General features: G+C 68.1%; 27 protein-coding genes. 17 read left to right on the forward strand and 10 right to left on the reverse strand.

Annotation, left to right across the window (positions count from 1 at the left end):
• Positions 1–8: 8 nt before the first annotated feature.
• The gene (locus MWU52_RS05955; protein WP_246950280.1) at positions 9–377 is read right to left on the reverse strand and encodes a hypothetical protein; all 369 of its coding nucleotides are present in this window, start codon (positions 375–377) and stop codon (positions 9–11) included.
• A 96-nt stretch (positions 378–473) separates the two neighbouring features.
• The gene (gene purC, locus MWU52_RS05960; RefSeq protein ID WP_246950281.1) at positions 474–1,235 is read right to left on the reverse strand and encodes a phosphoribosylaminoimidazolesuccinocarboxamide synthase; all 762 of its coding nucleotides are present in this window, start codon (positions 1,233–1,235) and stop codon (positions 474–476) included.
• A 131-nt stretch (positions 1,236–1,366) separates the two neighbouring features.
• Between purC and MWU52_RS05965 the strand changes: the two genes are divergently transcribed.
• The 3 genes from MWU52_RS05965 (at position 1,367) to MWU52_RS05975 (ending at position 3,705) form a co-directional block, all read left to right on the forward strand.
• Positions 1,367–1,687 (forward strand): DUF1476 domain-containing protein, encoded by a 321-nt coding sequence (locus MWU52_RS05965; RefSeq protein ID WP_246950282.1) that lies wholly within the window; start codon positions 1,367–1,369, stop codon positions 1,685–1,687.
• A gap of 147 nt (positions 1,688–1,834) precedes the next feature.
• Positions 1,835–2,851, forward strand: a complete 1,017-nt coding sequence (bmt, locus tag MWU52_RS05970; RefSeq protein WP_246950283.1) for a betaine--homocysteine S-methyltransferase — start codon at positions 1,835–1,837, stop codon at positions 2,849–2,851.
• Positions 2,848–3,705, forward strand: coding sequence for an endonuclease/exonuclease/phosphatase family protein (locus tag MWU52_RS05975; RefSeq protein ID WP_246950284.1), 858 nt, complete (start codon positions 2,848–2,850; stop codon positions 3,703–3,705). The genes bmt and MWU52_RS05975 overlap by 4 nt, the downstream gene beginning before the upstream one ends.
• Positions 3,706–3,743: 38 nt before the next feature.
• On the opposite strand, the gene MWU52_RS05980 is transcribed toward MWU52_RS05975, so the two are convergent.
• Complete coding sequence (locus MWU52_RS05980) at positions 3,744–4,790, reverse strand: PA0069 family radical SAM protein (RefSeq protein WP_246950286.1); 1,047 nt, start codon at positions 4,788–4,790, stop codon at positions 3,744–3,746.
• A 156-nt stretch (positions 4,791–4,946) separates the two neighbouring features.
• Here MWU52_RS05980 and MWU52_RS05985 point away from each other — a divergent pair, with 156 nt between their 5' ends.
• From MWU52_RS05985 to MWU52_RS05995, 3 genes are all read left to right on the forward strand, one after another.
• Positions 4,947–5,648, forward strand: coding sequence for a B12-binding domain-containing protein (locus MWU52_RS05985; RefSeq protein ID WP_246950288.1), 702 nt, complete (start codon positions 4,947–4,949; stop codon positions 5,646–5,648).
• A 79-nt stretch (positions 5,649–5,727) separates the two neighbouring features.
• A complete protein-coding gene (locus MWU52_RS05990) occupies positions 5,728–6,339 on the forward strand; it encodes a glutathione S-transferase family protein (protein ID WP_246950290.1) in 612 nt (203 codons plus the stop codon).
• Positions 6,340–6,413: 74 nt separating this feature from the next.
• On the forward strand, positions 6,414–6,917 hold the full coding sequence (locus MWU52_RS05995) for a superoxide dismutase family protein (RefSeq protein WP_246950291.1): 504 nt from the start codon (positions 6,414–6,416) through the stop codon (positions 6,915–6,917).
• Positions 6,918–6,920: 3 nt separating this feature from the next.
• Here MWU52_RS05995 and MWU52_RS06000 read toward each other — a convergent pair whose 3' ends face one another.
• On the reverse strand, positions 6,921–7,424 hold the full coding sequence (locus MWU52_RS06000; RefSeq protein ID WP_246950292.1) for a gluconokinase: 504 nt from the start codon (positions 7,422–7,424) through the stop codon (positions 6,921–6,923).
• Between the two features lie 119 nt (positions 7,425–7,543).
• Between MWU52_RS06000 and MWU52_RS06005 the strand changes: the two genes are divergently transcribed.
• The 8 genes from MWU52_RS06005 (at position 7,544) to grxD (ending at position 12,195) form a co-directional block, all read left to right on the forward strand.
• Entirely contained in the window at positions 7,544–7,756 is a 213-nt protein-coding gene (locus MWU52_RS06005; protein ID WP_246950293.1) for a hypothetical protein, read from the forward strand.
• A 1-nt stretch (position 7,757) separates the two neighbouring features.
• Positions 7,758–8,084: a YbjQ family protein gene (locus MWU52_RS06010; protein ID WP_246950294.1), complete on the forward strand. Its 327-nt coding sequence runs from the start codon at positions 7,758–7,760 to the stop codon at positions 8,082–8,084.
• On the forward strand, positions 8,084–8,713 hold the full coding sequence (locus tag MWU52_RS06015) for a DUF1638 domain-containing protein (protein WP_246950295.1): 630 nt from the start codon (positions 8,084–8,086) through the stop codon (positions 8,711–8,713). Before MWU52_RS06010 ends, MWU52_RS06015 begins: the two co-directional genes overlap by 1 nt.
• A gap of 51 nt (positions 8,714–8,764) precedes the next feature.
• Positions 8,765–8,986, forward strand: a complete 222-nt coding sequence (locus MWU52_RS06020) for a hypothetical protein (protein WP_246950296.1) — start codon at positions 8,765–8,767, stop codon at positions 8,984–8,986.
• Between the two features lie 73 nt (positions 8,987–9,059).
• Positions 9,060–11,219: a phosphoribosylformylglycinamidine synthase subunit PurL gene (gene purL, locus MWU52_RS06025; RefSeq protein ID WP_246950298.1), complete on the forward strand. Its 2,160-nt coding sequence runs from the start codon at positions 9,060–9,062 to the stop codon at positions 11,217–11,219.
• Positions 11,220–11,325: 106 nt separating this feature from the next.
• Positions 11,326–11,568, forward strand: a complete 243-nt coding sequence (locus tag MWU52_RS06030; protein WP_246950300.1) for a BolA family transcriptional regulator — start codon at positions 11,326–11,328, stop codon at positions 11,566–11,568.
• Entirely contained in the window at positions 11,565–11,828 is a 264-nt protein-coding gene (locus MWU52_RS06035; protein WP_246950302.1) for a hypothetical protein, read from the forward strand. Before MWU52_RS06030 ends, MWU52_RS06035 begins: the two co-directional genes overlap by 4 nt.
• 4 nt (positions 11,829–11,832) lie before the next feature.
• A complete protein-coding gene (grxD, locus tag MWU52_RS06040; RefSeq protein ID WP_246950304.1) occupies positions 11,833–12,195 on the forward strand; it encodes a Grx4 family monothiol glutaredoxin in 363 nt (120 codons plus the stop codon).
• 19 nt (positions 12,196–12,214) lie between these two features.
• On the opposite strand, the gene MWU52_RS06045 is transcribed toward grxD, so the two are convergent.
• The 4 genes from MWU52_RS06045 to MWU52_RS06060 form a co-directional block, all read right to left on the reverse strand.
• On the reverse strand, positions 12,215–12,421 hold the full coding sequence (locus MWU52_RS06045) for a hypothetical protein (protein WP_246950306.1): 207 nt from the start codon (positions 12,419–12,421) through the stop codon (positions 12,215–12,217).
• Between the two features lie 109 nt (positions 12,422–12,530).
• A complete protein-coding gene (gene der / locus MWU52_RS06050) occupies positions 12,531–13,994 on the reverse strand; it encodes a ribosome biogenesis GTPase Der (protein WP_246950308.1) in 1,464 nt (487 codons plus the stop codon).
• Between the two features lie 50 nt (positions 13,995–14,044).
• Positions 14,045–15,364 (reverse strand): PQQ-like beta-propeller repeat protein, encoded by a 1,320-nt coding sequence (locus MWU52_RS06055; protein ID WP_246950310.1) that lies wholly within the window; start codon positions 15,362–15,364, stop codon positions 14,045–14,047.
• 56 nt (positions 15,365–15,420) lie between these two features.
• A complete protein-coding gene (locus MWU52_RS06060; protein WP_246950312.1) occupies positions 15,421–16,080 on the reverse strand; it encodes a hypothetical protein in 660 nt (219 codons plus the stop codon).
• 184 nt (positions 16,081–16,264) lie between these two features.
• Here MWU52_RS06060 and MWU52_RS06065 point away from each other — a divergent pair, with 184 nt between their 5' ends.
• The 3 genes from MWU52_RS06065 (at position 16,265) to MWU52_RS06075 (ending at position 22,082) form a co-directional block, all read left to right on the forward strand.
• Positions 16,265–17,578: an efflux RND transporter periplasmic adaptor subunit gene (locus MWU52_RS06065; RefSeq protein WP_246950314.1), complete on the forward strand. Its 1,314-nt coding sequence runs from the start codon at positions 16,265–16,267 to the stop codon at positions 17,576–17,578.
• A complete protein-coding gene (locus MWU52_RS06070) occupies positions 17,575–21,285 on the forward strand; it encodes an efflux RND transporter permease subunit (protein ID WP_246950316.1) in 3,711 nt (1,236 codons plus the stop codon). The genes MWU52_RS06065 and MWU52_RS06070 overlap by 4 nt, the downstream gene beginning before the upstream one ends.
• Before the next feature lie 467 nt (positions 21,286–21,752).
• Complete coding sequence (locus tag MWU52_RS06075) at positions 21,753–22,082, forward strand: TfoX/Sxy family protein (protein ID WP_246950318.1); 330 nt, start codon at positions 21,753–21,755, stop codon at positions 22,080–22,082.
• On the opposite strand, the gene MWU52_RS06080 is transcribed toward MWU52_RS06075, so the two are convergent.
• Positions 22,079–22,846 (reverse strand): hypothetical protein, encoded by a 768-nt coding sequence (locus MWU52_RS06080; RefSeq protein ID WP_246950320.1) that lies wholly within the window; start codon positions 22,844–22,846, stop codon positions 22,079–22,081. The two genes, MWU52_RS06075 and MWU52_RS06080, sit on opposite strands and share 4 nt — an antisense overlap.
• Before the next feature lie 112 nt (positions 22,847–22,958).
• A complete protein-coding gene (upp, locus tag MWU52_RS06085) occupies positions 22,959–23,588 on the reverse strand; it encodes a uracil phosphoribosyltransferase (protein ID WP_246950322.1) in 630 nt (209 codons plus the stop codon).
• Between the last annotated feature and the right edge of the window lies 1 nt (position 23,589).

Here is a 23,589-nt window from a genome sequence, read left to right on the forward strand (position 1 = left end):
CGGGTCGCTCAGATGGTTTCGCGAACGACGGACGACCACCCTTCGTTGCGCCAGCCGCATCCCGCGGCCAAATCCGTCAACACCGCGTCGAGCCTGTCGAAATCGGCGGCGTAGGGGCTGGCCTCGATCGTCATCACGAGGTCCCCTTCGGCCCCCGTGGTCACCGAGGCGGGCAGCTTCGTCAAGCCGAGTTCTTCGATCTTCGCCGCGAGATCCGCCGGCTTGGACGCGAACAGCCGGGCACGGCGAAAGCCGAAATCGATACGTCGTGGCGACAGACCGTCATCCCCCTGTGCGCGCAGCATGCGGCGCAACATGTCGTTTGCGTCCACTAGCGCCGTACCCGTAGCGCGGCCGAAATCGTCGCGATGCAACATGATTGGACTCCGCCCTCGAACCTCTCGGAATCGAAGGTTGCCGCCCTTCGCGGGCGACAGCGGGGCGACAATGCGGTCGGATCGCGGCGTTCGTCGCTAATTGATGAGGGTCGGACGCGTGACCGGCCCCGAATTGGTCGGCAACACGCCCAACCGGCGCGCCACTTCGGTATAGGCGTCGGCGAGCGATCCCAGATCGCGGCGGAACACGTCCTTGTCCAGCTTCTTGCCGGTTTCGATATCCCACAGTCGGCACGAATCGGGGCTGATCTCGTCGGCGAGGATCAGGCGCTGATAGTCGTTGTCCCAGACGCGGCCGATCTCGATCTTGAAATCCACCAGCTTGATGCCGACGGCCAGCATGCAGCCGGTCATGAAGTCGTTGACCCTGAGCGACAGCGCGATGATGTCGTCGAGATCCTGCTGCGTGGCCCAGCCGAAGGCCAGGATATGTTCCTCGGCGACCAGGGGGTCGCCCAGCTTGTCGTCCTTGTAGCAGAATTCGATGATCGGGCGGGGCAGCGGCGTCCCCTCCTCGATGCCCAGCCGCGCGGACAGGGTCCCGGCGGCCACGTTGCGCACGATCACCTCCAACGGGATGATCTCGACCTGGCGGATCAGCTGTTCGCGCATGTTCAGCCGCTTGATGAAATGCGTCGGCACTCCGATCTGGCCCAGCCCGACCATGAAGAACTCCGACAGGCGGTTGTTGAGCACGCCCTTGCCGTCGATCACATCCTTCTTCTGCGCGTTGAAGGCGGTCGCGTCGTCCTTGAAATACTGGACGAGGGTTCCCGGCTCGGGGCCTTCGTACAGGATCTTGGCCTTGCCTTCGTAGACCTTCTTGCGACGGGCCATGCTCTCTCCGGGGGGCGGGTGCGGTTCGTGCGCACATAAGCGACCGGCGCGGCTTTGCCAAGCGAAGCGGCTTGCGGGGGGCGGCCGGCCTGCGCATATCGGTAGCGGACGCAACACGGAAAGGGACCGCGATGGCCAGCTTCGACGACCGCAAGAAGAGTTTCGAGAGCAAGTTCGCCCATGATGCCGAGCTTCAGTTCAAGGTCGAGGCGCGGCGCAACCGCCTGCTGGGCGAATGGGCGGCCGAGATCCTGGGCAAGGAGGGCGAGGCCAAGTCCAAATACGCCAAGGAGGTCGTGCGTTCCGATTTCGAGGAAGCCGGCGACGAGGACGTGATGCGCAAGGTGTCCGGCGACCTGGGCGAAAAGGTCCCGGCCGCCGAGATCCGCGCGAAGATGGACGCGCTGATGATCGAGGCCAAGGAGCAGGTCATGAACGAATTGCGCGACTGACCGCATGTCGGGCCGCCTGTCCCGCGGCGAGCGGTCCGACCCGTCGCGCCGACATGCGCGGCACTAATCTTCCAGATGAATGAAATGCGTTTGCGCGCCCGGGCCCGGTGCGCGAAAAGGTCCGACCTTGCCCGGCGGAGATGACGGATGCCCGATGCCCTGACCGACCTCCTGCGAACCCGCGACTGGCTGCTGGCCGACGGGGCCACCGGGACGACGCTGTTCAACATGGGCCTGATGTCGGGCGATGCGCCCGAACTCTGGAACGAGACCGAGACGGACAAGGTGCGCGCGCTCTACCGTGGCGCGGTCGAGGCCGGGTCCGACCTGTTCCTGACGAACACCTTCGGCGGCAACGCCGCGCGTCTGAAGCTGCACGGGGCCGAGGCCCGGGCGGGCGAGCTGAGCCGGATGGGTGCCGAGATCGGCCGGGAGATCGCCGATGGCGCCGGCCGGCCGGTGATCGTCGCGGGATCCATGGGCCCGACGGGCGAGATCATGGCGCCGATGGGGCCGCTGACCCACGAAGCCGCGGTCGAGATCTTCCACCAGCAGGCCGACGGTCTGAAGGCGGGCGGCGCCGATGTCCTTTGGGTCGAGACGATCAGCGCGCCCGAGGAGCTGCGCGCCGCCGCCGAGGCCGCGGCCCTGGCCGACATGCCCTGGTGCGTCACCATGAGCTTCGACACCGCCGGCCGGACGATGATGGGCACCACGTCCGAGGCGATGACGCGCCTGATCGGCAAGCTGGACCACAAGCCGGTCGCCTACGGCGCGAATTGCGGGACCGGCGCATCCGACCTGATCCGCACGATCATGGGGTTCGGCGCGACCGACCGCCCGCTGATCGCCAAGGGCAACGCGGGCATTCCGAAATACGTGGACGGGCACATCCACTATGACGGCACGCCGGACCTGATGGCCCACTATGCCGTGCTGGCCCGCGATGCGGGTGCCACGATCATCGGCGGCTGCTGCGGCACCACGCCGGAGCATCTGCGCGCGATGCGCACCGCGCTGGAGACGCGGCCGGCCGGCGGGGCGCCCGACCTGGACGACGTGGTGGCGCGGCTGGGCGCGTTCTCGTCGGACAGCGACGGCACGGACGGGCGCGCGCCGACGCGGGACCGCTCCGGCAACCGGCGGCGGCGCGCGCGGACATGATGCGAACCATCGGGCTCGTCATCGCGGGGCTTGCGGCGCTTTGCGTCCTGGGCGGCCTGACCGGCCATCTTCACCCCGCCTTCGACAGCCTTGGCATCGCGATGCCCTATGCCGGGTTGGGCCTGCTGGCGCTCGCGGCGTTGCTGCGCCTCGGCCCCGTTCCGCGCCTTGCCATCGGCGCGATCGGTGTCGCGGGCCTGCTGCCGGTGGCCGCAGCCGCGATCGGATCCGACCCCGAGGGTCGCAACACCCTGCGCTTGTTGCAGCACAACCTCTCCATCGAAAACGATGCGCCCGGGTTGCCCGCTCGCGTGGCGGGTCACGATGTCGTCACCCTTCAGGAAGTGCAGGGCGCCGCGTCCGATCTCGCCGACCTGCCCGCGGAATGGGTGCTGCGGACCTGCGGCGGCACCGCCATCGCCAGCCGGCTGCAACGCCTGTCCGATGGGTGCCTGAACGACGGTCACGCCTGGATGCAGGTCGCCGCGCCTGGCGGGCCGGTGACGGTGCTTTCGCTTCACCTGCATTGGCCCTGGCCCGCGCGGGGCGACAGGCAATCGCGTCAGATCGTGCGCCTGGTCCCCGCAATTCGTGCCCTGCCCCGGCCGCTCGTCGTTGCGGGCGATTTCAACCAGATGCCCTGGTCCGATGCCGTTGCCCGCGTGGCCCGGGCGGCCGATGCCGACGTGGCGCCCGGGCTTCGCGTGACGCTTTCGCTAATGGACGGGTTGGCACCGCTGCCGATCGACCACGTCCTGATCCCGCGGAACTGGACGGCCGAGGTCGAGCGGGCGGGGCGGCACGGCTCGGACCACGTGGCGCTGTCGGCCCGGCTTCTGCGACCGGCCTCGTGACAGGGGTCGCGATCGGTGGGGGCGGCTGCGCAGGCGCGTCAGAACAGCGACATCTGCGCACCCGGCACCGCGAACAGGTCGGTCCGCAACGGCGGAAGCCGCCGAGCGAGGCCCAGCGAGGTGCAGGCCCGGTCGAAACGGCGCTGCAGCAGATCCGCATGCACGCCGCGCCCGCGCATCCGGTGCCCGAAGCCTGCGTCATAGAGCTTGCCGCCGTGGAACTCGCGAACGCGGTTCAGCACCTTTCGCGCACGGTCCGGCAAATGCGCGCGCAGCCATTCCTCGAACAGCGGCGCGACCTCCAGCGGCAGGCGCAGCGGGATCATGCTGGCCGCCTGCGCGCCGGCATCGCGCGCGGCTGCCAGGATCGCCTCGACCTCGTGATCGGTCAGCCCCGGAATGGTGGGCGAAACCATGACCCGCACCGTCACCCCTGCCTCGGCCAGCCGCTCGATCGCGCGCAGGCGGCGCGATGGTACGGGCACGCGCGGCTCCAGCTTGCGGGCCAGCGCGTCGTCCAGCGTCGTGACCGACAGGCCCACGCGGCAAAGTTCCGGCCCCATCTCGGTCAGGATGTCGATGTCGCGCTCGACCATCGTGCCCTTGGTCGTGATCCCGACGGGATGGGCATGGTCGCGCAACACCTCCAGCAGGCCCCGCATGATCCCGCGATCGCGCTCGATGGGCTGATAGGGGTCGGTATTGGTGCCGATCGCCAGCATCTTCGGGACGTAGCCCTTCGCCGACAACTCGCGGCGCAGCGCGGCCGCCGCATTCGGCCGCGCGATCAGCCGCGTCTCGAAGTCGAGGCCGGGAGAGAGGCCCAGCCAGGCATGCGTGGGGCGCGCATAGCAGTAGATGCAACCATGCTCGCAGCCACGATAGGGATTGATCGATCGGTCGAAGCCCAGATCCGGCGATTTGTTGGTCGAGATGACCCGTCCGACCCGCTCCTCCCGGACTTCGGTCGCTATACGTTCGGGAAGGGGCGCGTCGCGCGTGTGACGCTCGTATCGGCCGTTGGCGTTGGACCGCGCCCCGCGTCCCCGCGGAACCACCGGATAATCGTGACGTTCCAGTCCCATGCCGTCCTCCGAAAAACGACCCGTGCAATGAGAACATAAATAGAACATTAATCATGGTTCGGCAAGCGGCGTCGCGCCATGCGCGCCCGATGTCGCTTTCCGCACCGACCCGACGGCCCGCGGGGCCCAAACCAGACTTGCAATCCGGAGATCTTCATGGCCGACGAAGAAGAGATCATCCTTTCCGAGCTCGACGACGACGAGCTTGTCCAGCAGATGTTCGACGACCTCTATGACGGTCTCAAGGAGGAGATCGAGGAGGCCGTGAACATCCTGCTCGAACGCGGGTGGGCGCCTTACGACATCCTGACCAAGGCCCTCGTCGGCGGCATGACCATCGTGGGCCACGACTTCCGCGACGGAATCCTCTTCGTGCCGGAGGTTCTGCTGGCGGCGAACGCGATGAAGGGCGGCATGGCCATTCTGAAGCCGCTGCTTGCGGAAACCGGCGCGCCGCGCGTCGGCAAGATGGTCATCGGCACCGTCAAGGGCGACATCCATGACATCGGCAAGAACCTGGTGTCGATGATGATGGAGGGCGCCGGGTTCGAGGTTGTGGACCTGGGCATCAACAATGCGGTCGAGGCCTATTTCGAGGCGCTGGAATCCGAAAAGCCGGACATCCTGGGCATGTCGGCCCTGCTGACGACGACCATGCCCTACATGAAGGTCGTCATCGATTCGATGAAGGAGAAGGGCATCCGCGACGACTATATCGTGCTGGTCGGCGGCGCCCCCCTGAACGAGGAGTTCGGGCGCGCCATTGGGGCGGACGCCTATTGCCGCGACGCCGCCGTCGCGGTCGAGACGGCGAAGGAATGGATGGCGCGCAAGCACAACCAGGTGGCCGCGGGCTGACGACCCCCGGCCGCGCGGGCCTTTCCAATCCTGCGCGCGCCGCTCATGGTCGCGGCATCCCATGAACGGAGACGCCGCCATGACCCCCGTGCTGCACCTGGCCCCCGGAACCATCTCGCTCTGCGTCCATGCTGCGCTAGCCGAGGCGAACCTGCCTCACGAGTTGCGATGGCTGGACTTCAAGGCCGGCGCCCAGCACGGGGCGGACCACCTGGCGCTGAACCCCAAGGGCCGCGTGCCCGTGCTGGTGACCGACGATGGACCGCTGACCGAAGCCGCCGCGATCTTGGAATGGATCGCCGAAACGGCCTATCCCGACCTGATGCCCGCGGACCGGTGGCAGGCGGCGAAGGCACGAGAGATGATGCTCTATCTCGCCTCGACCGTGCATGTGAACCACGCCCACAAGCTGCGCGGGTCGCGTTGGGCCGACGACACGGAAGCCCATGCGGCGATGAGGGCCAAGGTTGCCGAGAACATGGCCGAGAACGCTGCCTATCTGGAGGATCGGCTGACCGACGACTGGGTGGTGGCCGACTTCTCGGCCGCCGACCTTTACCTGTGGAACGTGACGCGCTGGCTGCCGGGCGACGGCGTCCCGCTGGAGGGGTATCCGCGTCTGGCGGCGCATCACGACCGGGTCGCGGCCCGACCGGCGGTGGCCGGCGTGATCGCCCTGCACGGCGGCTGAAGGCACGGCGGCGAACTTTCTGCGGGGCGGGCGCGTTGGGCGTCGCAACACCTGCTTCTGACCGGAGATCCCCCATGCGCATTCTGACGCTCGCCCTGCCCCTCGCCCTGATCGCGGGCCCTGCCCTGGCCGATGCCCATGTCGGCCCGCGGCTGACCGGCACCATCCTGAACCCGGCGGGCGAGAACATCGGATCCGTTTCCCTCTTCGATACGGCGTCGGGCGTGATCCGGGTGAACGTGCAGGCGACCGGATTGTCGGCGGGCGGCCACGGCGTCCACCTGCACGAGACCGGCCTGTGCGAAGGCGATTTCTCCTCCGCGGGCGGTCACATCGCGGGTGATGCCAATCACGGTCTGGTCGAGGGTGGCCCCCATCCGGGCGACCTGCCCAACGGCTTCGTCGAGGAGGACGGCGTGTTGTCGATGGAGGCGCTGACCGACCGCATCACGATGGATGTCCTGATGGATGGCGACGGCTCGGCGTTGATCATCCATTCCGGGCCGGACGATTACGAAAGCCAACCGGCCGGCGATGCGGGCGACCGGGTGGCCTGCGCCGTGCTGGCCGCGCCCTGACGGTCAGTCGGCGGGACGGGCGCGCAACCGGTCGACGGCCAGGCGCAGCAGTTCCGCGGGCGGGCGTTCGATGTCCAACTCGATCGACCGCTCCCCCGGACCCGGCGGCTCCAGCGTGGCAAGCTGGCTTTCCAGCAACGAGACGGGCATGAAATGTCCCTCTCGCCGGGTCATCCGCTTCGCGATCAGCTCGCGCGGCCCGGTCAGATGCACGAACACCACTGGCCCCGCCGCATCGCGGATCCGGTCGCGATAAGCGCGCTTGAGCGCCGAACACGCGACCACCATCGTCCCCTCGCCCCCCGCCAGTGCCCGCCCGATCCGGTCGAGCCACGGTGCGCGGTCGCGATCGTCCAGCGGCTCCCCCCGCGCCATCTTGTCGACATTGGCTTGCGGGTGAAGATCGTCCCCGTCGATGAAGCGGCCGTGCAATGCCTCGGCGAGTTTCGAGCCCATCAGGGTCTTGCCGGTGGAGGTCACGCCCATGACGACGATCTTCGTTCCCATATCCGTATCCTTCCAAACCGGGTCGAAGCCATGCTGACGCCTCCGGTCCGACAGTCAATCGGGATTGGCACATCGGCCGAACATCCCCATATAGGACGAGCACAACATCGGAGAGCGCGATGCCCCTGGACCGACTTGTCCTGATCCTCGTGATCGTGGTCGCCGCCGCGGCGGCGACGATCTGGCTGGCGGCGATCGTCGCGGCCAGCTTCGCGATGCCCATCGGCCTGGGCGCGCTGATTCCGGCCATCCTGGTCGGCTACGTGGTCTGGCGCGTGGTCGCCGACCGCCTGAACAGCCGCGACGACGATCACTACGACCGGATGGACTGATATGGCCCGCGACATCCTGCTGACGACGACCGATACGATTCCGGGCCGCGATATCGCCCATACGATCGGCCTGGTGAAGGGTTCGACCGTGCGTGCCAAGCATATCGGGTCGGATATCGTGGCCAGCCTGCGCAACGTGGTGGGGGGCGAGGTCAAGGAATACGCCTCGCTTCTGACCGGCGCGCGCGAACAGGCCATCGACCGCATGGTCTCCGCGGCCCGGCTGCTGGGCGCGGATGCTGTCGTGGGTATCCGGATGGAGACGTCCACCATCACGCATGCCGCATCCGAGGTGATGGCCTACGGCACGGCGGTCAAGCTGGGTTAATGACCGATCGCGCGCGGACCCAGGAGGGCCTGCCGGCCACCGGGTCCGGGCGGATCCTGATCGTCGCCTGCGGCGCGCTCGCGCATGAGATCCTGGCGATCAAGGCGGCGAACGGGCTCGACCATATCGACCTTCATTGCCTGCCCGCGATCCTGCACAACCGCCCCGACCGGATCAGCCCGGCGGTCGAGGCCGCCCTGGCCGAACGTGCGGGCGGCTATGACGGCGCCTTCGTGGCCTATGCCGATTGCGGCACGGGCGGCGCGCTGGCCGCCCTCTGCGAACGGCTGGGGGTCGAGATGATCGAGGGGCCCCACTGCTACGCCTTCTTCGAGGGACAGGACGCTTTCGCGCGGCGCGACGAGATTGACGCATTCTACCTGACCGATTTCCTGGCCCGACAGTTCGACGCATTCGTGACGCGCCCGCTCGGCCTGGACCGCCATCCCGAGCTGCGGGACATGTATTTCGGACATTACCGTCGCCTGGTCTATCTGGCCCAGACCAACGACATGGACCTGACCGACAAGGCGCGGGCCGCCGCCGCTGCTCTGGGGTTGGCTTTCGAGCGGCGGTATACCGGGTTGGAACCGTTCGCGGAGGTGCTGCCGCGGCAGTCGGAAGGTTGAAATCCGACAACCGGTTCGGTATACATAGGTATACTATAGGAGCTCGATGTGATGGATACAGTTTCCGACGTTCTGCATCGCGTCCGCGCCGAACTGCGACAGGCCCGCACGCTTCTTCGCCAGGAAATCGCGGCCTATCCCACGCCGATCGCGGGGTGCGATGTGCAGTTCAATCATCTACTGGCGGATCGGCGCCGCATCGACGGGGCACTCGCCGCGCTGGATCGGGCCGTCTTCATCCCCACCCCCCGCCAGACGATGCCACCCGGCTGATCGGCGCGTACGCCGGCCCTTTGCCTCGCGCGGCGAAGGCGCTAGACGGCTTCGACGCCAGCCGGAGACGTGCATGCAGGATCCCGCCATCACCCCCGACCTGATCGCGGCCCATGGCCTGAAGGACGAGGAATACGCCCGCATCCTCGAGATCATCGGACGGGAACCGACCTTTACCGAACTTGGCATCTTCTCGGCGATGTGGAACGAGCATTGCTCCTACAAGTCGTCGAAGAAATGGCTGCGCACACTTCCGACCGAGGGGCCGCAGGTCATTTGCGGGCCGGGCGAAAACGCCGGCGTCGTCGACATCGGCGATGGCCAGGCCGTCGTCTTCAAGATGGAGAGCCACAACCACCCCTCCTACATCGAACCCTATCAGGGGGCTGCGACCGGCATGGGCGGCATCCTGCGCGACGTGTTCACCATGGGCGCACGCCCCGTCGCGGCAATGAACGCGCTGAGTTTCGGGGCGCCCGATCATCCGAAGACGCGGCGGCTCGTCCATGGCGTGGTCGAAGGGATCGGCGGCTATGGCAACTGCTTCGGCGTGCCCACCGTGGGCGGCGAGGTCCGATTCGACGCAAGCTATGACGGCAACTGCCTGGTCAACGCCTTCGCCGCCGGGATCGCCGATGTGGACGCGATCTTCTATTCCGCCGCGTCCGGCGTGGGTCGTCCGGTCGTCTATCTCGGCGCCAAGACGGGCCGCGACGGCGTCGGCGGCGCGACGATGGCCAGCGCCGAGTTCGACGACACGATCGAGGAGAAGCGCCCCACGGTGCAGGTGGGCGACCCCTTCACCGAAAAGCGCCTGATGGAGGCGACGTTGGAACTGATGGCGACGGGTGCCGTGGTCAGCATCCAGGACATGGGCGCGGCCGGCCTGACCTGTTCGGCCGTCGAGATGGGCGACAAGGGTGGCCTCGGCATTCGGCTGGACCTCGATGCCGTGCCGGTGCGCGAGGCGGAGATGACCGCCTACGAGATGATGTTGTCCGAAAGCCAGGAGCGGATGCTCATGGTGCTCGACCCCGCGCATGAGGACGCCGCGCGCGCGGTGTTCGAGAAATGGGACCTGGATTTCGCCATCGTCGGCGAGACCATTGCCGAGGATCGCTTCCTGATCGTGCATGGCGGCGAGACGCGCGCCGACCTGCCGCTGTCGACCTTGGCCAGCAGCGCGCCCGAATACGACCGCCCATGGCAGGAGACGCCCGCCCCTGCCCCCCTCGAACCGGTGGAGGAGGTCGATCCGATCGAGGGCCTGCGCGCCCTGATCGGCAGCGTGAACCACTGCGCGCGCGACTGGGTTATCCGGCAATACGACACGCAGGTCATGGGCGACACGGTCGCGCTGCCCGGCCTCGATGGCGGCGTGATCCGGGTGCACGGCACGACCAAGGGTCTGGCCTTCACCGCCGACGTCACGCCGCGCTACGTCGCCGCGAACCCCGTCGAGGGCGGCAAGCAGGCCGTCGCCGAGGCCTATCGCAATCTCGTGGCCAAGGGCGCGCGGCCATTGGCCACGACGGACAACCTGAATTTCGGCAACCCTGAAAAGCCCGCGATCATGGGCCAGTTCGTCGGCGCGATCGACGGGATCGGGCAGGCCTGCCGCGCGCTCGACATGCCGATCGTGTCGGGCAATGTCAGCCTCTACAACGAGACCGACGGCAAGGGCATCCTGCCCACGCCGACCATCGGCGCCGTCGGCCTGATCGAAGACCTGGACCAGCGGATCGCGTGGCCGGTGACCGACCGAATGATCGCGCTGCTGCTTGGCCCCGAAGGGACGCATCTGGGCCGCTCGGCCCTTCTGGCCGAACATCTGGGCCGCGACGAGGGCGATGCCCCGCCCGTCGACCTCGAGATGGAGCGCGCGCACGGGGAGTTCATCCTCGCCAATCTCGACAGCATCTGGGCCTGCACGGACCTGTCGGATGGTGGCCTGGCGCTCGCCGCCTTCACCCTGGCCGAGGCGCACGGGTTGGCCGTGACGCTGGATGTGGAGGGGACGGCGGCGCTTTTCGGTGAGGATCAGGGCCGCTATCTGATCGCCTGCACATTCGACGCGGCGGAGGCGCTGATGGTGGCGGCGGGGCAGGCCGACCTGCAATTGCAGATGGTCGGGCAATTCGGCGGAACGGAGGTCAAGTTCGGCGGCTCCGAGGCGCCGCTGGCCGAACTGTCCGCCCTGTATCGCGGGACTTTCGAGATGATGTTCGGCTGAACAGGCACCGCGCGGGCGGAAATCACCGTTTCCCGCCCGTAGCGGGGTGGTCCCCTCCGCCGTCGATGTCTACATTCCAGTTCATACCTGAGACGGAGCGTCATTCATGGCCATGCAGGCACAGGATATCGAGGCCTTGATCCGCGAGTCCTTCCCCGATGCGAAGATCACGATCACCGACCTGGCGGGCGACGGCAACCACTACGCCGCCGAAGTGATCGACGCGTCCTTCGCCGGGCAGACCCGGGTCCAGCAGCAGCGCGCCGTCTATGCCGCGCTGAAGGGCAAGATGGACGGCGCCCAGGGCGAGCTGCACGCGCTGGCGCTGACGACGCGGGCGCCGGAATGACGCTGGCCTCCGTCATCATCGGCGGCATCATCCTCGCTGTCCTGATCGTCCGGGCGGTCTGGATCATGCGCGCCGAGGCCGGCGAAGACGGTGGCGGCCGCCCCCGTGGCGTCCGGCCAGGGACGGGTTATACCGAGATCGAGAGCAACTACTTTTCCGGCGTGGGCGGCGGCAGCCAGATGATAACCCGCGTCCCGCGCGATCCACAGGAATACGCCCGCGCCTTCGTTCCGAAGCGCGGCGGCAAGCACAGGAGCTGACGACATGGCCGACACCAAGACCCAGATCGACGACATCGTGAAATCGAAGGACGTCGTCCTGTTCATGAAGGGCACCAAGGCGATGCCGCAATGCGGATTCTCCAGCAAGGTCGCCGGGGTCCTGAACTACATGGGCGTCGAATACTCCGACGTGAACGTCCTGGATGACGCGGATATCCGCCAGGGCATCAAGGACTACTCCGATTGGCCCACGATTCCGCAACTCTACGTCAAGGGCGAGTTCGTCGGCGGATGCGACATCATCACCGAGATGACGCTCTCGGGCGAGTTGGACACCATGCTGGAACAGAACGGCGTGGCCTTCGACAAGGATGCCGCCGACAAGATCCGCGAAGCCAACGCCTGACGGCCCGGCGCGCGCCGCGCTATTCGTCGCTCAGACCGTGATCGCAGAAATCGGTGCACATGAGGTCCTCGCTCAGCAGTTGATCGCGGATATCCGCGGTCTGCTTCGCCGTGCCGTTCAGCACGAAGTTCGTGACCACGAGCATCAGCGCGACGACCAGCGCCGTCATCAGCGACCATTCAACCGTGCTCGCCCCATCCTCGGCAGCCAGGAATTCCCGTATCATGTCGCGCCCTTTCGACTTTCTTCGGTTGCCTACGGGTGCAGGTCGGCGGGATTGTGACGGCCCGGCGTCCTCTCGCTGACGTTTTCGCGCAAGCGGTTCGATAGGCGCATCAATCGGGGCGCCTTCCGTGGGTGTGCTTGCGCAGGCGCGACGGCTCCGCCCGCTTGCGCCCCTTGAACGGGTTCGCATCCCCCTGCCCGCGCAAATGCAGCCGGATCGGCGTGCCCGGCATGTCGAAATCCACCCGGAGCCCATTCACCAGATATCGCGAATAGCTGTCGGGGATCGCATCGGGATGCGAGCACATGACGACGAAGCCGGGCGGACGCGTCTTGACCTGAGTCATGTAGCGCATCTTGATCCGCTTGCCCTGCGGCGCGGGGGGCGGGTGCTGTTCCAGCATACCGGTCAGCCAGCGGTTCAGCGCGGCCGTGGGGATACGCCGGTTCCAGGTTTCGTGCGCCTTCAGGATCGCCGCCTGCAGCCGATCCAGCCCCCGCCCCGTCTTGGCCGAAACGGTCACCAGCGGCGCCCCGCGCAGCTGCGGCAGCAAACGCTCGAACGACTCCTTCAGGGCGGCCAGCTTCTCCTGCCGGTTTTCCTCCAGATCCCATTTGTTGACGGCCACGACGACGGCGCGGCCTTCGCGCTCGGCCAGATCGGCGATGCGCAGGTCCTGGGTCTCGAACGGGATCTCGGCATCCAGCAGGACGACGATCACCTCGGCGAACTTGACCGCGCGCAGCCCGTCGCTGACCGACAGCTTCTCCAGCTTTTCGACGACCTTCGCGCGCTTGCGCATGCCGGCCGTGTCGAACAGACGCGTCGGCACGCCGTCCCAGTCGAAATTGACCGATATGGAATCGCGCGTAATCCCCGCCTCGGGCCCGGTCAGCAGGCGTTCCTCGCCGATGATGCGGTTGATGAGCGTGGATTTCCCGGCGTTCGGGCGACCGACCACGGCGATCTTCAGCGGACGTTTGGCCGTTGGGACCCAGTCCGCCTCCTCGCCCTCTTCATCCTCGTCGACCGTGATGTCGGTCTCGGCCTCCTCCTCGATACGGATCGCCTCCGCGGCCGCGATCTCGATCATCGGACGCAGCATGCCGGCCAGTTCGGCCATCCCCTCGCCATGCTCGGCCGACAGGGCCAGCGGCTCGCCCAGGCCCAGGCCATAGGCCTCCAGCAGCCCCGCCTCGGCCGCACGACCCTCCGCCTTGTTGGCGGCCAGCAGGACCGGGCGTCCCTTCCGACGCAGGATGTCGGCGAACACCTCGTCCGCGGGCGTTACCCCGATCCGGGCATCGACGACGAACAGCGCCGCGTCGGCCATATCGACCGCACGTTCGGTCAGGCGGCGCATGCGACCCTGCAGGCTGTCGTCGGTGGCTTCCTCCAACCCGGCGGTGTCGATGACGGTGAACCGCAGATCGCCCAGCCGCGCGGCCCCCTCGCGCAGGTCGCGGGTCACGCCCGGCTGATCGTCCACCAGGGCCAGGCGTTTGCCGACCAGACGGTTGAACAGGGTAGACTTGCCGACATTGGGCCGGCCGACGATGGCAAGGGTGAACATGGCGCGCTCCGCGCTGGAAACTCAGACGCGGCCCCTAGCGCATCCGCGTATCAACGGAAAGCGTGAAGCGTGCCGGACTGACCCACGACATAGAGCGCGTCGCCGAACGCGATCGGGCGCGACGCGGCCCCCGAAGGGATTTCCGTCTGCGCGACCGGCACGCCGGTCGTCGGATCGAAACCGCGCAGACCGCCATCGGAGGAGGCCACCCAGAGCCGCCCACCCGCCAGAACGGGGCCGAAATGCGCGTAGATGCCTTCGCGCCGCTTGGGACGACCATTGCGATAGAACGGCAGGTCCGTGCGCCACAGCACCTCACCCGTCGCCGCATTCAGCCGGATCAGCTGCGCCCGATCCGTGACCGCGAAGACCGAGCCGCCCGCGACCGCGAGCGGCGAGACCGCCCCTTCATCCGCCGTCCAGCGCCGCTCGCCAGAGGCGGCCGACAGGGCGACCATCCGGCCGGCCGACGTGCCTGCGAAGACGACTCCTCCGGCAACGACCGGGTCGCCGGTAATGTCGCCCACGTCGTTATAGGCCACGCCCCGGCGTTCGCCGGACACGTTCGCGCCCCAGACCCGGATGCCGGACTGGCGCAGCGTGGCCAGCACCTCGCCCGATCCGAAGGGAAAGATGACGGCGCGGTCGGTCACGGCGGGCGCGGGCGCCGTCGCCATGACCGCGGCCGCCGGCGCGGCGGGCAGTTCCCACCTGATGCGACCGTTCGCGGCGTCGATCGCCCAGGCCCGGTTGTCCCGGCTGACGACATAGACGAGGTCGCCGGCCACCTTGGGCGTGGTGATCGGGGCGTCCAGGCGCTGCACCCAGCGTTTGGCGCCCGTCGCCGCGTCGAGCGCGTGCAGTTCGCCGTAACCCGTGGTCGCGAAGACCGTGCCGCCGGTCACGGCCAGCCCGCCCCCGGACGCATCGCCCGCACGCTCGTATCCCGGGACCAGGCTGCGCGCCCAGAGCGTCTCGCCCTGCGTCGAGGTGGCGCGGATGCCGACCGTGGCATCCAGCGTGAAGATGCGGCTGCCGTCGGAGACCGGGTCGGCGGTGATCCGCAGACGGCGCGACTCGCCCGTGCCGATATCGGCGGACCAGACCCGCCGGGGCGCGGTCGACAGCGTCGCATGGCCCGGATCGTTCAACAGGTTGCCGACGCGCATCCGCCAGTCGGGCAGGCGGCGCGGCGCGGCCAGCGACAGGGCGGGCGCGGGTCCGGTCGCGGCCGCGGCGGCGATCACGCCCACGCCGCCGGCGGCATCCGCGCGAACAGGCAGACGTTCGCCCGGAAGGATCACCTCGTCCTCGGCGCATCCGACGAGGGTCAGACCGGCGCACAGAAGGACCGCTGCGAAAGACCTCATGGCTCTGCCCCCGTTGCGACCCGCATCGGGGTCCGTCATCCGCCCCGCTTCCGGCTTCATGCCGGTTCGGGCGAGGCGCCCAGCGCCACAATCAACTGCAAGGCCCTTCGGCGCAAGGCTTCCGTCGCCTCGGCATCCTCGGTCAGGATGCGCAGAAGCGTCAGCGCCGTCGCCTCGTCGCCGGCCTCGAGCGCGCGCAGGGCCTGCAGCTCGACCGCGATGGGGCGATAGGGCGCGCCCGGCGCGGCCAGCTCCTCCAGGATGGCGCCATCCTGCGCGGCATCCCCGGTTCCCCCGGCCAGCATGGCCTTGACCAGCGCCAGATGGCGATAGGTCACCGACAGCTCCTCCGCGTCGGCCAGGGCGAGCAGTTCGGCCCGCGCGGAGGCCGCATCGCCCCCCTCGCCGTTCAGCGTCGCCGTGGCCCGCAGAAGCGTGAGGATCGCGGCCTGCTGCGCATCCGCCGGCTCGATCCCGGCCAGCGCCGCGCGCCGGGCGGCCATGTCCTCGCCTTCCAGCGCGTCGAGCAGGGCCGTCCCGAACACCTGCGCGCGATCCTCGGCCTGGGCGCGACGCCATTCGTTGAATGCGGCGCCGCCGACCAGCAGCAGGATCAGCAGGATCGCGACCCAGCCCCAGCGGCGCATCAGCGCATAGAGGCGATCGCGCCGGACCTCCTCGGAGACCTCGTTGATGAAACTTTCCGGGTTGGACATGGCTCCGGCCCCCCTGTCTTCGGCGTCGGCGCTTCCTATCGCAGCGATGGCGGGGGGCCAAGCGACAAAGACGGCCCGCAGGGTTGCCGTCGACGTAAGCTGTCTGTAAAAAGTGAACCAACCGGTTCAGATGGACGTAAGCGAATCGAACCACCCCTATTCGAGCCCCTTCGAAAGGCCCAACATGCGCTTGTTTCCGATCCTGATCGCGGGTCTCGTCTGCGTTGCGCTCTTCTTCGTGGTCCTGGAACGCGAGGCCCTGCTCGGGTTCGCCCGGGACATGACCGGCGAGGCCGCCGCCGCCCAGGGCACGCCCCCCGAGGAGGAGGTCGTGGCCGAGCCGGTGGCCATCTCCGACACCGCAACGGATGCCGCGTCCGATCCCGTGCATGTCGTGGCCATGCGCTCCGTCGCCCGCGAGGTGCCGGATGCGGTCATGGTCCGCGGACAGTCGGAGGCCGCGCGCGAGGTCGTCGTCATGGCCGAGACGACGGGCACGGTCGTATCGGAGCCACTTCGCAAGGGGGCCTTCGTCGAGGCGGATCAGCTTCTGTGCGAACTCGATCCCGGCTCGCGCGGGGCCACCCTGTCGGAGGCCGAGGCCCGGCTGGCGGAGGCGCAGGCCCGCGTTCCCGAGGCCGAGGCGCGCATCCCCGAGGCACAGGCCCGTGTGGCCGAGGCCGAGGCCCGCCTGCAGGAGGCCCGCATCAACCAGAACGCCGCCAGCCGCCTATCGGAGGGCGGCTTCGCCTCCGACACGCGCGTCGCCAACGCCGATGCGGCGCTGCGTTCGGCCGAGGCCGGCGTGACGGCCGCCTCGACCGGGCTGGAGACAATGCAGGCCGGCATCAAGTCGGCCCGCGCGGGCGTGCAAGCCGCCGAGGCGGCGGTGGAACGCGCGCGTCTGGATATCGAGAAGCTTCGTATCAAGGCCCCGTTCGCGGGCCTGTTGGAGACCGACACCGCCGAGCTGGGCGCGCTGCTGCAACCGGGCACGCCCTGCGCGACCGTCGTTCAGCTGGATCCGATGAAGCTTGTAGGCTTCCTGCCCGAGGCGCAGGTCGATCGGGTCGCCGTCGGCGCCATGGCGGGCGCGCGGCTGGCATCGGGTGTCGAGGCACAGGGCGAGGTCACCTTCCTGAGCCGGTCCGCCGACGATTTGACGCGCACCTTCCGGGTGGAGGTGACCGTGCCCAACCCGGACCTGGAGATTCGCGACGGCCAGACGGCCGAGATCCTGATCGAAACGCCCGCCACGGTCGCGCACATGATCCCCGCATCCGCGTTGACGCTGAACGACGAGGGACAGCTCGGCCTGCGCATCATCGAGGACGGGCTTGCCGGTTTCACGCCGGTCACGCTGGTTCGCGACACGGTCGACGGCGTACTGCTGTCCGGGCTGCCCGCCACGGTCGAGGTGATCACGGTCGGGCAGGAATACGTCACCGACGGTGTCCCCGTGCGGGCCACCTTCGCCGAGCCGGAGGCCACGCAATGACCGGCATCGTCGACTGGGCCGCCGGCCGCGCCCGCATGGTGCTGGCCTTCGTCGTGCTGTCGATCGTCGCCGGCACGGTCGCCTATATCTCGCTGCCCAAAGAGGGCGAGCCGGATATCGACATCCCCGGCATCTTCGTTTCGGTCCCCTTCCCCGGTATCAGCGCGTCCGATTCCGAAAAGCTGCTGGTCAAGCCGATGGAGACGGAGCTGAAGGAGCTGGACGGCCTGAAGGAAATGACCGCGACCGCCGCCGAAGGCTATGCCGGCATCTTCCTGGAGTTCGAGTTCGGCTGGGACAAGGGCGCCACCATCGCCGATGTCCGCGACAAGATGAACAAGGCCGAGGCGGATTTCCCCTCGGGCGCCGAGCAATACACGATCGACGAGATCAATTTCTCGGAATTTCCCATCCTTATCGTCTCGCTGGCCGGATCGGCGCCGGAACGGACGCTGCTGCGCCTGGCCGGAGACCTGCAGGACCGGTTGGAGGCGATGCCCCCGATCCTGGAGGCCGGGCTGGCCGGGCATCGCGACGAGATGCTGGAGGTGCTGATCGATCCGCTGGCACTCGAGGCGTACAACGTCACCGCGGGCGAACTGGTCAACGTGGTCACGCAGAACAACCTGCTGGTGGCCACCGGTTCGGTCGAGACGGCATCGGGCGCGTTTCCCGTCAAGATCCCCGGCTCCTTCGGAGAGGCGCGCGATGTCTATGACCTGCCCGTCAAGACGGATGGCGACCGCGTCATCACCCTGGGCGACCTGGCCCAGATCAACCTGACCTTCGAGGATCGCGAAGGCACTGCGCGCTATAACGGGGCCACGACCGTCGCCTTGCAGGTGGTCAAGCGCAAGGGTTTCAACATCATCGAAACCGCCGCGCAGGTGCGCGACGAGATCGACCGCGAGACCGCCTCCTGGCCCGAGGAGCTGCGCCAGGCGGTCGACGTGACCGTGACGCTGGACCAGTCCCGCACCGTCCGCTCCATGGTCTCGCAACTCGAAGGGTCGGTGCTGACCGCCATCGCGCTGGTGATGATCGTGGTCCTGGCCACGCTTGGCACACGGTCCGCGCTGCTGGTCGGCTTCGCGATCCCGACCTCGTTCCTTCTGTCCTTCGCGATCATGGCGGTGATGGGAATCACGATCTCGAACATCGTCATGTTCGGGCTGATCCTGGCCGTCGGCATGCTGGTCGACGGCGCAATCGTCGTGGTCGAATACGCCGACAAGCGCATCTCCGAAGGCACCGGCCCGATGCGCGCCTATACCGAGGCGGCCAAGCGCATGTTCTGGCCCGTCATCTCATCGACGGCCACGACGCTCTGCGCCTTCCTGCCGATGCTGTTCTGGCCGGGCATCCCCGGGGAATTCATGGGCAACCTGCCTGTGACGCTGATCTTCGTGCTGTCGGCCTCGCTCGTCGTGGCGCTGGTCTACCTGCCCGTCCTTGGCGGCGTCGCCGGACGCATCAGCCGCATGTTCGAAGGGGGGGCGAACTTTCTGCGCCGGACGCTGCCTTGGGTCGTCCGCGCCGCGCTGGCGGCCGCGTCGGCCTGGCTGATGATCGTCGCGATCCTGCAGGTGCTGAATCCCGCCTATCTGCTGCCGCCGCTCGACAATCCGCCACTGCCGATGTTGTTGCTGGGACCGGCGCTGTTCCTTCTGGCCTGCGGCGCGCTGTCGACCACCTTGGGGTCGGTCACCTTCAAGCGCGAGGCGCGCCGCGTCCGTGCCGGATATCGGCGCAGCCCGTTCGGCCATTTCATCAACCTGATCGTCGGCAACCCGTTGGGCCCGATCGTCGCCGTGGGCGTCGTCGGATTTACCGTGGTTTCGGTTTTCGGCTATTTCGGGTCCAACAATAACGGCGTCGAGTTCTTCGTCGAAAGCGAGCTGGAGCAGGCCAATATCTTCGTCCGCGCGCGCGGCAACCTGTCGCTGGAGGAGAAGGACGCGCTGCTGGCCCGCGCCGAACGCATCGTTCTCGACACGCCGGGCATCCAGTCCGCCTTCGCCTTCGCGGGCGAAGGCGGGCTGTCGTCAGGCGGCCCCGGTGCCGCGCAGGGACCGGGCGACACGATCGGCCAGATCCAGATCGAGATGGTGCCGTGGGAGGACCGCCCCACCGTCGACGAGCCTTGGCTGGACCTGTTCGGCCTCACGATCGACCGCACGGTGGTCGACCCGGCCTTCGACGGCGATGCGATCGCCGACGACCTGCTGGCGCGTCTGCGCAGCCTGCCCGGGATCAAGATCGACCTGTCGGCGCAGGATCGCGGACCGGCCCAGGGCAAGCCCGTCCATCTTCGCCTGAAGGGCGAGAACTGGGCCGACCTGCAACAGGCGACCGCCGACATGGCCGCGCGTTTCGAGGACATGCCCGGCCTCATCGACGTGGAGGATTCGCTGCCCCTGCCCGGCATCGACTGGGAGATCGACGTCGACGTCGAGAAGGCCGGCCGCTTCGGCGCCGACGTGGCCACCGTGGGCGCGATGGTCCAGATGGTCACCCGCGGTATCCTGCTGGACACGATGCGGGTCGAGACCTCCGACGACGAGATCGAGATCCGCGTCCGCCTGCCCGAAGAGGACCGCGTGCTGTCGACGCTCGACACGCTGAAGGTGCGCACGATGGACGGCCTCGTGCCGCTTGCGAATTTCATCGAACGGCGCCCCGTGCCGCAGCTCGCGCAGATCGACCGGGTGGACGGCGAACGCTTCTTCGACGTCAAGGCGGATGTCGCACCGGGGCTGGTCGTGACCCCCGATGGCGAGGTCGTTCCCGAAGGTCAGGGCGACGGGGCCCCCGTCACCGCGAACGAGCGCATCGCGCAGATCACTGCCGCGCTCGAGTCCGGCGACATTCTTCCCGAATCCGTCGCCTGGGAATGGACCGGCGACCAGGAGGAGCAGGCCGAGAGCCAGGCCTTCCTCGGACAGGCCTTCATCGGCGCGCTGGGGCTGATGTTCGTAATCCTGCTGGCGCAATTCAACTCGATCTACAATTCCGTGCTGGTGCTGCTGGCCGTCGTCCTGTCCACGACCGGCGTGCTGATCGGCATGCTGGTGATGGGGCAGCCCTTCTCGATCATCATGACCGGCACGGGGATCGTCGCGCTGGCCGGGATCGTCGTGAACAACAACATCGTGCTGATCGACACATACCAGGAATATTCGCGCTACATGCCCCGGCTCGAGGCGATCACGCGTACCGCCGAGGATCGCATCCGCCCCGTCCTGCTGACGACGCTGACGACGATGGCGGGGCTGGCGCCGATGATGTTCGGGCTGTCCTTCGACTTCATCCGCGGCGGCTATTCGCTGGGCTCTCCGACGGCGCTGTGGTGGATTCAGCTTGCCACCGCGGTGGTCTGGGGGCTGGGCGTGGCGACGGTGCTGACGCTGATCTTCACACCGGCGATGCTGGCCGCGCGGGTTTGGCTCGCGATCTATGTGCGCGCCATTGGCCGCGGTCTCGGGCGTCTGGGCTTCGACCGGGGGGGCCGTGCCGCGCAGGACTGGGCGCTGCGTCGACAGGCCCGGCGGGTGCCGGTGCCGACGCTCTTGTGGTCGGAGGCCGAGTTCGAGCCGGAACTGCCGCTGGAGGACGCCAGCACCCCCCGGGACGGCGCGCAGATCGTCGCCGTCGACCCGGACCGCCGAGACCCGCCGCCCGATGCGCCCCTACAGGCTGCCGAATAGACAACCCGCACCGCCGCCGAATTGTGCGGTCATGAGATTGCGATCATGTCTCCCTGCGGGCCGGTTCGGCAAGTTCGTTTCGTTTTACCCGTTTCGGGCAAAATTTCTGCGGCTGCACCTTGGCGGTTTCTGCACTGCGGCTTAACTTCGTTCCAAGGCGTCCGGGTCTTCCTCCTCCCTGACCTCGATGTCTGAAAAAGGCGCGGCCTCGTTCCACTCCTCCCGGGACGAGGCCGCATTTCGGACAAGATCCGGCCCAAGGATCGGCTTTGTTTCCTGATACGGCACAATTACCCTCAACCTTCATGGCCGGAGCCGACCCATGATCCATCCCGCCCCCACGCAGAACGCCATTCCCCCGCAAGCCCCCGTCAAGCGCAAGCCGCGCCCCGCCCCGGTGCGTTTCACGGACTGGGCTTCGATCTAAGCGACTGGACGACGCGACCGGAACGGGCCTGAATGTCGCGATGGACGACCGGTCGCTCCTTGAGTTGCGAAACATCGGCCCCGCCATGGCGGCGGCCTTCGGACGTGTGGGAATCGACACCGTCGGACAGCTCCGGGACCTGGGGACGGATGCCGCCTATGAACGGCTGCTGGCCGACGGGTCGCGGCCGCATTTCATCGCCTACTACGTGATCGAGATGGCGCTGCAGGGCCGTCCGTGGAACGACTGTCAGGGCGAGGAGAAAGCTGCCCTGCGCAAGCGGTTCGACGCCATCAAGGCCCGCCGTGCGAATCCCGACCGCGACGCGTTCGAGGCAATGATGAACGCGATCGGCGTGATCGATCCCTAGCGCGCGACCCGGATCACGGGCTGCAAACGGCGCGGCGTCTGATTCGTCCACACACCCTGAGTCTGGTAGTCGCCCTGCAACGTTCGCGGCCCCCGGGCGGGATTGATGCGCCCATCGCTCCAGGCGGCACGGTATCCCGCCGGCGGCTGCGGGACATGGAACGTGTGCTTGGCCACGGGCACCACCACCGTCCGATCGGCACGGGTCGCGACGACGGGCGCCCGCAGGCGGTCGGGGCTGGGCGTCGCAGCGTCGATGCGGCGCGCACCGGCAGGTTCGGCCACGCGGATGACGACGGCCCCGCCGATGGTGCGGCCGGGAATGGCCGGCGTCGTGGTGACACGCGGCACGGCCGCGACCGGCGCCTGGGGACGCGGCGCGGCCTCCGGGGTTCCGGGCGTGCGCATGATCGCGGGTGCGGGGTCGGCCAGGCTCTCGGCCGCGACACGGGCCGCGGCCGCCGCCGGACGACGACGCAGGACGGGCTCGACCGCGCGGACCGGCGCTTCGGGCACATCTGCCGCCGCAGCGACGGATGGCGTCTGGCCGCAAACGACGGTGCGATCGCGGTTCACCTGTGGCACCCAACGGGTCGCGCCGCCGATCCCGGCGCGGATGAACACGCATCCCTCGCTGTCGACATATCTGTCACCCTCGAAGCTGGCGGCGGGCGTCTCGGCCGGGCCGGGCGTGTTGGCGACGGTTCGTGTCTGCGCCTCGGCCAGCCCCGCAAGGCTCATCATCGCGCAGCCGATCGCTGCCATCGCAAATGGGCGGTTGGTCGCCATCTCGCATCCCCCAAGGTGCATGGTTCCGTCCGGCCACCCTGCCCCCGGCCCTCTCCGAAAGTAAACCACCCGGTCCTGCAATGACGGCTTATTTCGTGCCGAACATCCGGTCGCCCGCATCCCCTAGTCCCGGAATGATGTATCCGCGGTCGTTCAGGCGTTCGTCGACGGCGGCGGTGACGATCGGCACATCGGGATGCGCGTCCTTCATCCGCGCGATGCCTTCGGGTGCGGCCAACAGGCACAGGAACCGGATATCCTTCGCGCCCTTCGCCTTCAGGAGGTCGATCGCCGCGGCCGAGGAATTGCCCGTCGCCAGCATCGGATCGACCGCGATGACCAGCCGCTCGTCGAGCATCTCGGGTGCCTTGAAGTAGTACTGCACCGGCTCCAGCGTCTCCTCGTCGCGGTAGAGGCCGACAAAGCCCACCCGCGCGGAGGGGACCAATTCCAAGATCCCGTCCAGGAGTCCGTTCCCCGCCCGCAGAATCGACACCAGCGCCAGCTTGCGCCCGGCCAGGACCGGCGCGTCCATCGGTTGCATCGGCGTTTCGATCGCCCGCGTCGTCATCGGCAGCTCGCGCGTCACCTCGTAGGCCAGGAGCTGGCTGATCTCGCGCAGCAGTTGCCGGAACACGGCCGTCGGCGTGTCGCGGTCGCGCATCAGGCTCAGCTTGTGTTGCACCAGCGGGTGCGTGACCACGGTCAGATGATCCATG

It is taken from the genome of Jannaschia sp. S6380 (assembly GCF_023015695.1).
Lineage (GTDB): Bacteria > Pseudomonadota > Alphaproteobacteria > Rhodobacterales > Rhodobacteraceae > Jannaschia.

Excerpts from the sequence above, each read along its gene's own strand:
- MWU52_RS05955 (WP_246950280.1), bottom strand. The coding sequence starts at position 377 with ATGTTGCATCGCGACGATTTCGGCCGCGCTACGGGTACGGCGCTAGTG.
- purC (WP_246950281.1), bottom strand. The coding sequence starts at position 1,235 with ATGGCCCGTCGCAAGAAGGTCTACGAAGGCAAGGCCAAGATCCTGTAC.
- MWU52_RS05965 (WP_246950282.1), top strand. The coding sequence starts at position 1,367 with ATGGCCAGCTTCGACGACCGCAAGAAGAGTTTCGAGAGCAAGTTCGCC.
- bmt (WP_246950283.1), top strand. The coding sequence starts at position 1,835 with ATGCCCGATGCCCTGACCGACCTCCTGCGAACCCGCGACTGGCTGCTG.
- MWU52_RS05975 (WP_246950284.1), top strand. The coding sequence starts at position 2,848 with ATGATGCGAACCATCGGGCTCGTCATCGCGGGGCTTGCGGCGCTTTGC.
- MWU52_RS05980 (WP_246950286.1), bottom strand. The coding sequence starts at position 4,790 with ATGGGACTGGAACGTCACGATTATCCGGTGGTTCCGCGGGGACGCGGG.
- MWU52_RS05985 (WP_246950288.1), top strand. The coding sequence starts at position 4,947 with ATGGCCGACGAAGAAGAGATCATCCTTTCCGAGCTCGACGACGACGAG.
- MWU52_RS05990 (WP_246950290.1), top strand. The coding sequence starts at position 5,728 with ATGACCCCCGTGCTGCACCTGGCCCCCGGAACCATCTCGCTCTGCGTC.
- MWU52_RS05995 (WP_246950291.1), top strand. The coding sequence starts at position 6,414 with ATGCGCATTCTGACGCTCGCCCTGCCCCTCGCCCTGATCGCGGGCCCT.
- MWU52_RS06000 (WP_246950292.1), bottom strand. The coding sequence starts at position 7,424 with ATGGGAACGAAGATCGTCGTCATGGGCGTGACCTCCACCGGCAAGACC.
- MWU52_RS06005 (WP_246950293.1), top strand. The coding sequence starts at position 7,544 with ATGCCCCTGGACCGACTTGTCCTGATCCTCGTGATCGTGGTCGCCGCC.
- MWU52_RS06010 (WP_246950294.1), top strand. The coding sequence starts at position 7,758 with ATGGCCCGCGACATCCTGCTGACGACGACCGATACGATTCCGGGCCGC.
- MWU52_RS06015 (WP_246950295.1), top strand. The coding sequence starts at position 8,084 with ATGACCGATCGCGCGCGGACCCAGGAGGGCCTGCCGGCCACCGGGTCC.
- MWU52_RS06020 (WP_246950296.1), top strand. The coding sequence starts at position 8,765 with ATGGATACAGTTTCCGACGTTCTGCATCGCGTCCGCGCCGAACTGCGA.
- purL (WP_246950298.1), top strand. The coding sequence starts at position 9,060 with ATGCAGGATCCCGCCATCACCCCCGACCTGATCGCGGCCCATGGCCTG.
- MWU52_RS06030 (WP_246950300.1), top strand. The coding sequence starts at position 11,326 with ATGGCCATGCAGGCACAGGATATCGAGGCCTTGATCCGCGAGTCCTTC.
- MWU52_RS06035 (WP_246950302.1), top strand. The coding sequence starts at position 11,565 with ATGACGCTGGCCTCCGTCATCATCGGCGGCATCATCCTCGCTGTCCTG.
- grxD (WP_246950304.1), top strand. The coding sequence starts at position 11,833 with ATGGCCGACACCAAGACCCAGATCGACGACATCGTGAAATCGAAGGAC.
- MWU52_RS06045 (WP_246950306.1), bottom strand. The coding sequence starts at position 12,421 with ATGATACGGGAATTCCTGGCTGCCGAGGATGGGGCGAGCACGGTTGAA.
- der (WP_246950308.1), bottom strand. The coding sequence starts at position 13,994 with ATGTTCACCCTTGCCATCGTCGGCCGGCCCAATGTCGGCAAGTCTACC.
- MWU52_RS06055 (WP_246950310.1), bottom strand. The coding sequence starts at position 15,364 with ATGAGGTCTTTCGCAGCGGTCCTTCTGTGCGCCGGTCTGACCCTCGTC.
- MWU52_RS06060 (WP_246950312.1), bottom strand. The coding sequence starts at position 16,080 with ATGTCCAACCCGGAAAGTTTCATCAACGAGGTCTCCGAGGAGGTCCGG.
- MWU52_RS06065 (WP_246950314.1), top strand. The coding sequence starts at position 16,265 with ATGCGCTTGTTTCCGATCCTGATCGCGGGTCTCGTCTGCGTTGCGCTC.
- MWU52_RS06070 (WP_246950316.1), top strand. The coding sequence starts at position 17,575 with ATGACCGGCATCGTCGACTGGGCCGCCGGCCGCGCCCGCATGGTGCTG.
- MWU52_RS06075 (WP_246950318.1), top strand. The coding sequence starts at position 21,753 with ATGGACGACCGGTCGCTCCTTGAGTTGCGAAACATCGGCCCCGCCATG.
- MWU52_RS06080 (WP_246950320.1), bottom strand. The coding sequence starts at position 22,846 with ATGGCAGCGATCGGCTGCGCGATGATGAGCCTTGCGGGGCTGGCCGAG.
- upp (WP_246950322.1), bottom strand. The coding sequence starts at position 23,588 with ATGGATCATCTGACCGTGGTCACGCACCCGCTGGTGCAACACAAGCTG.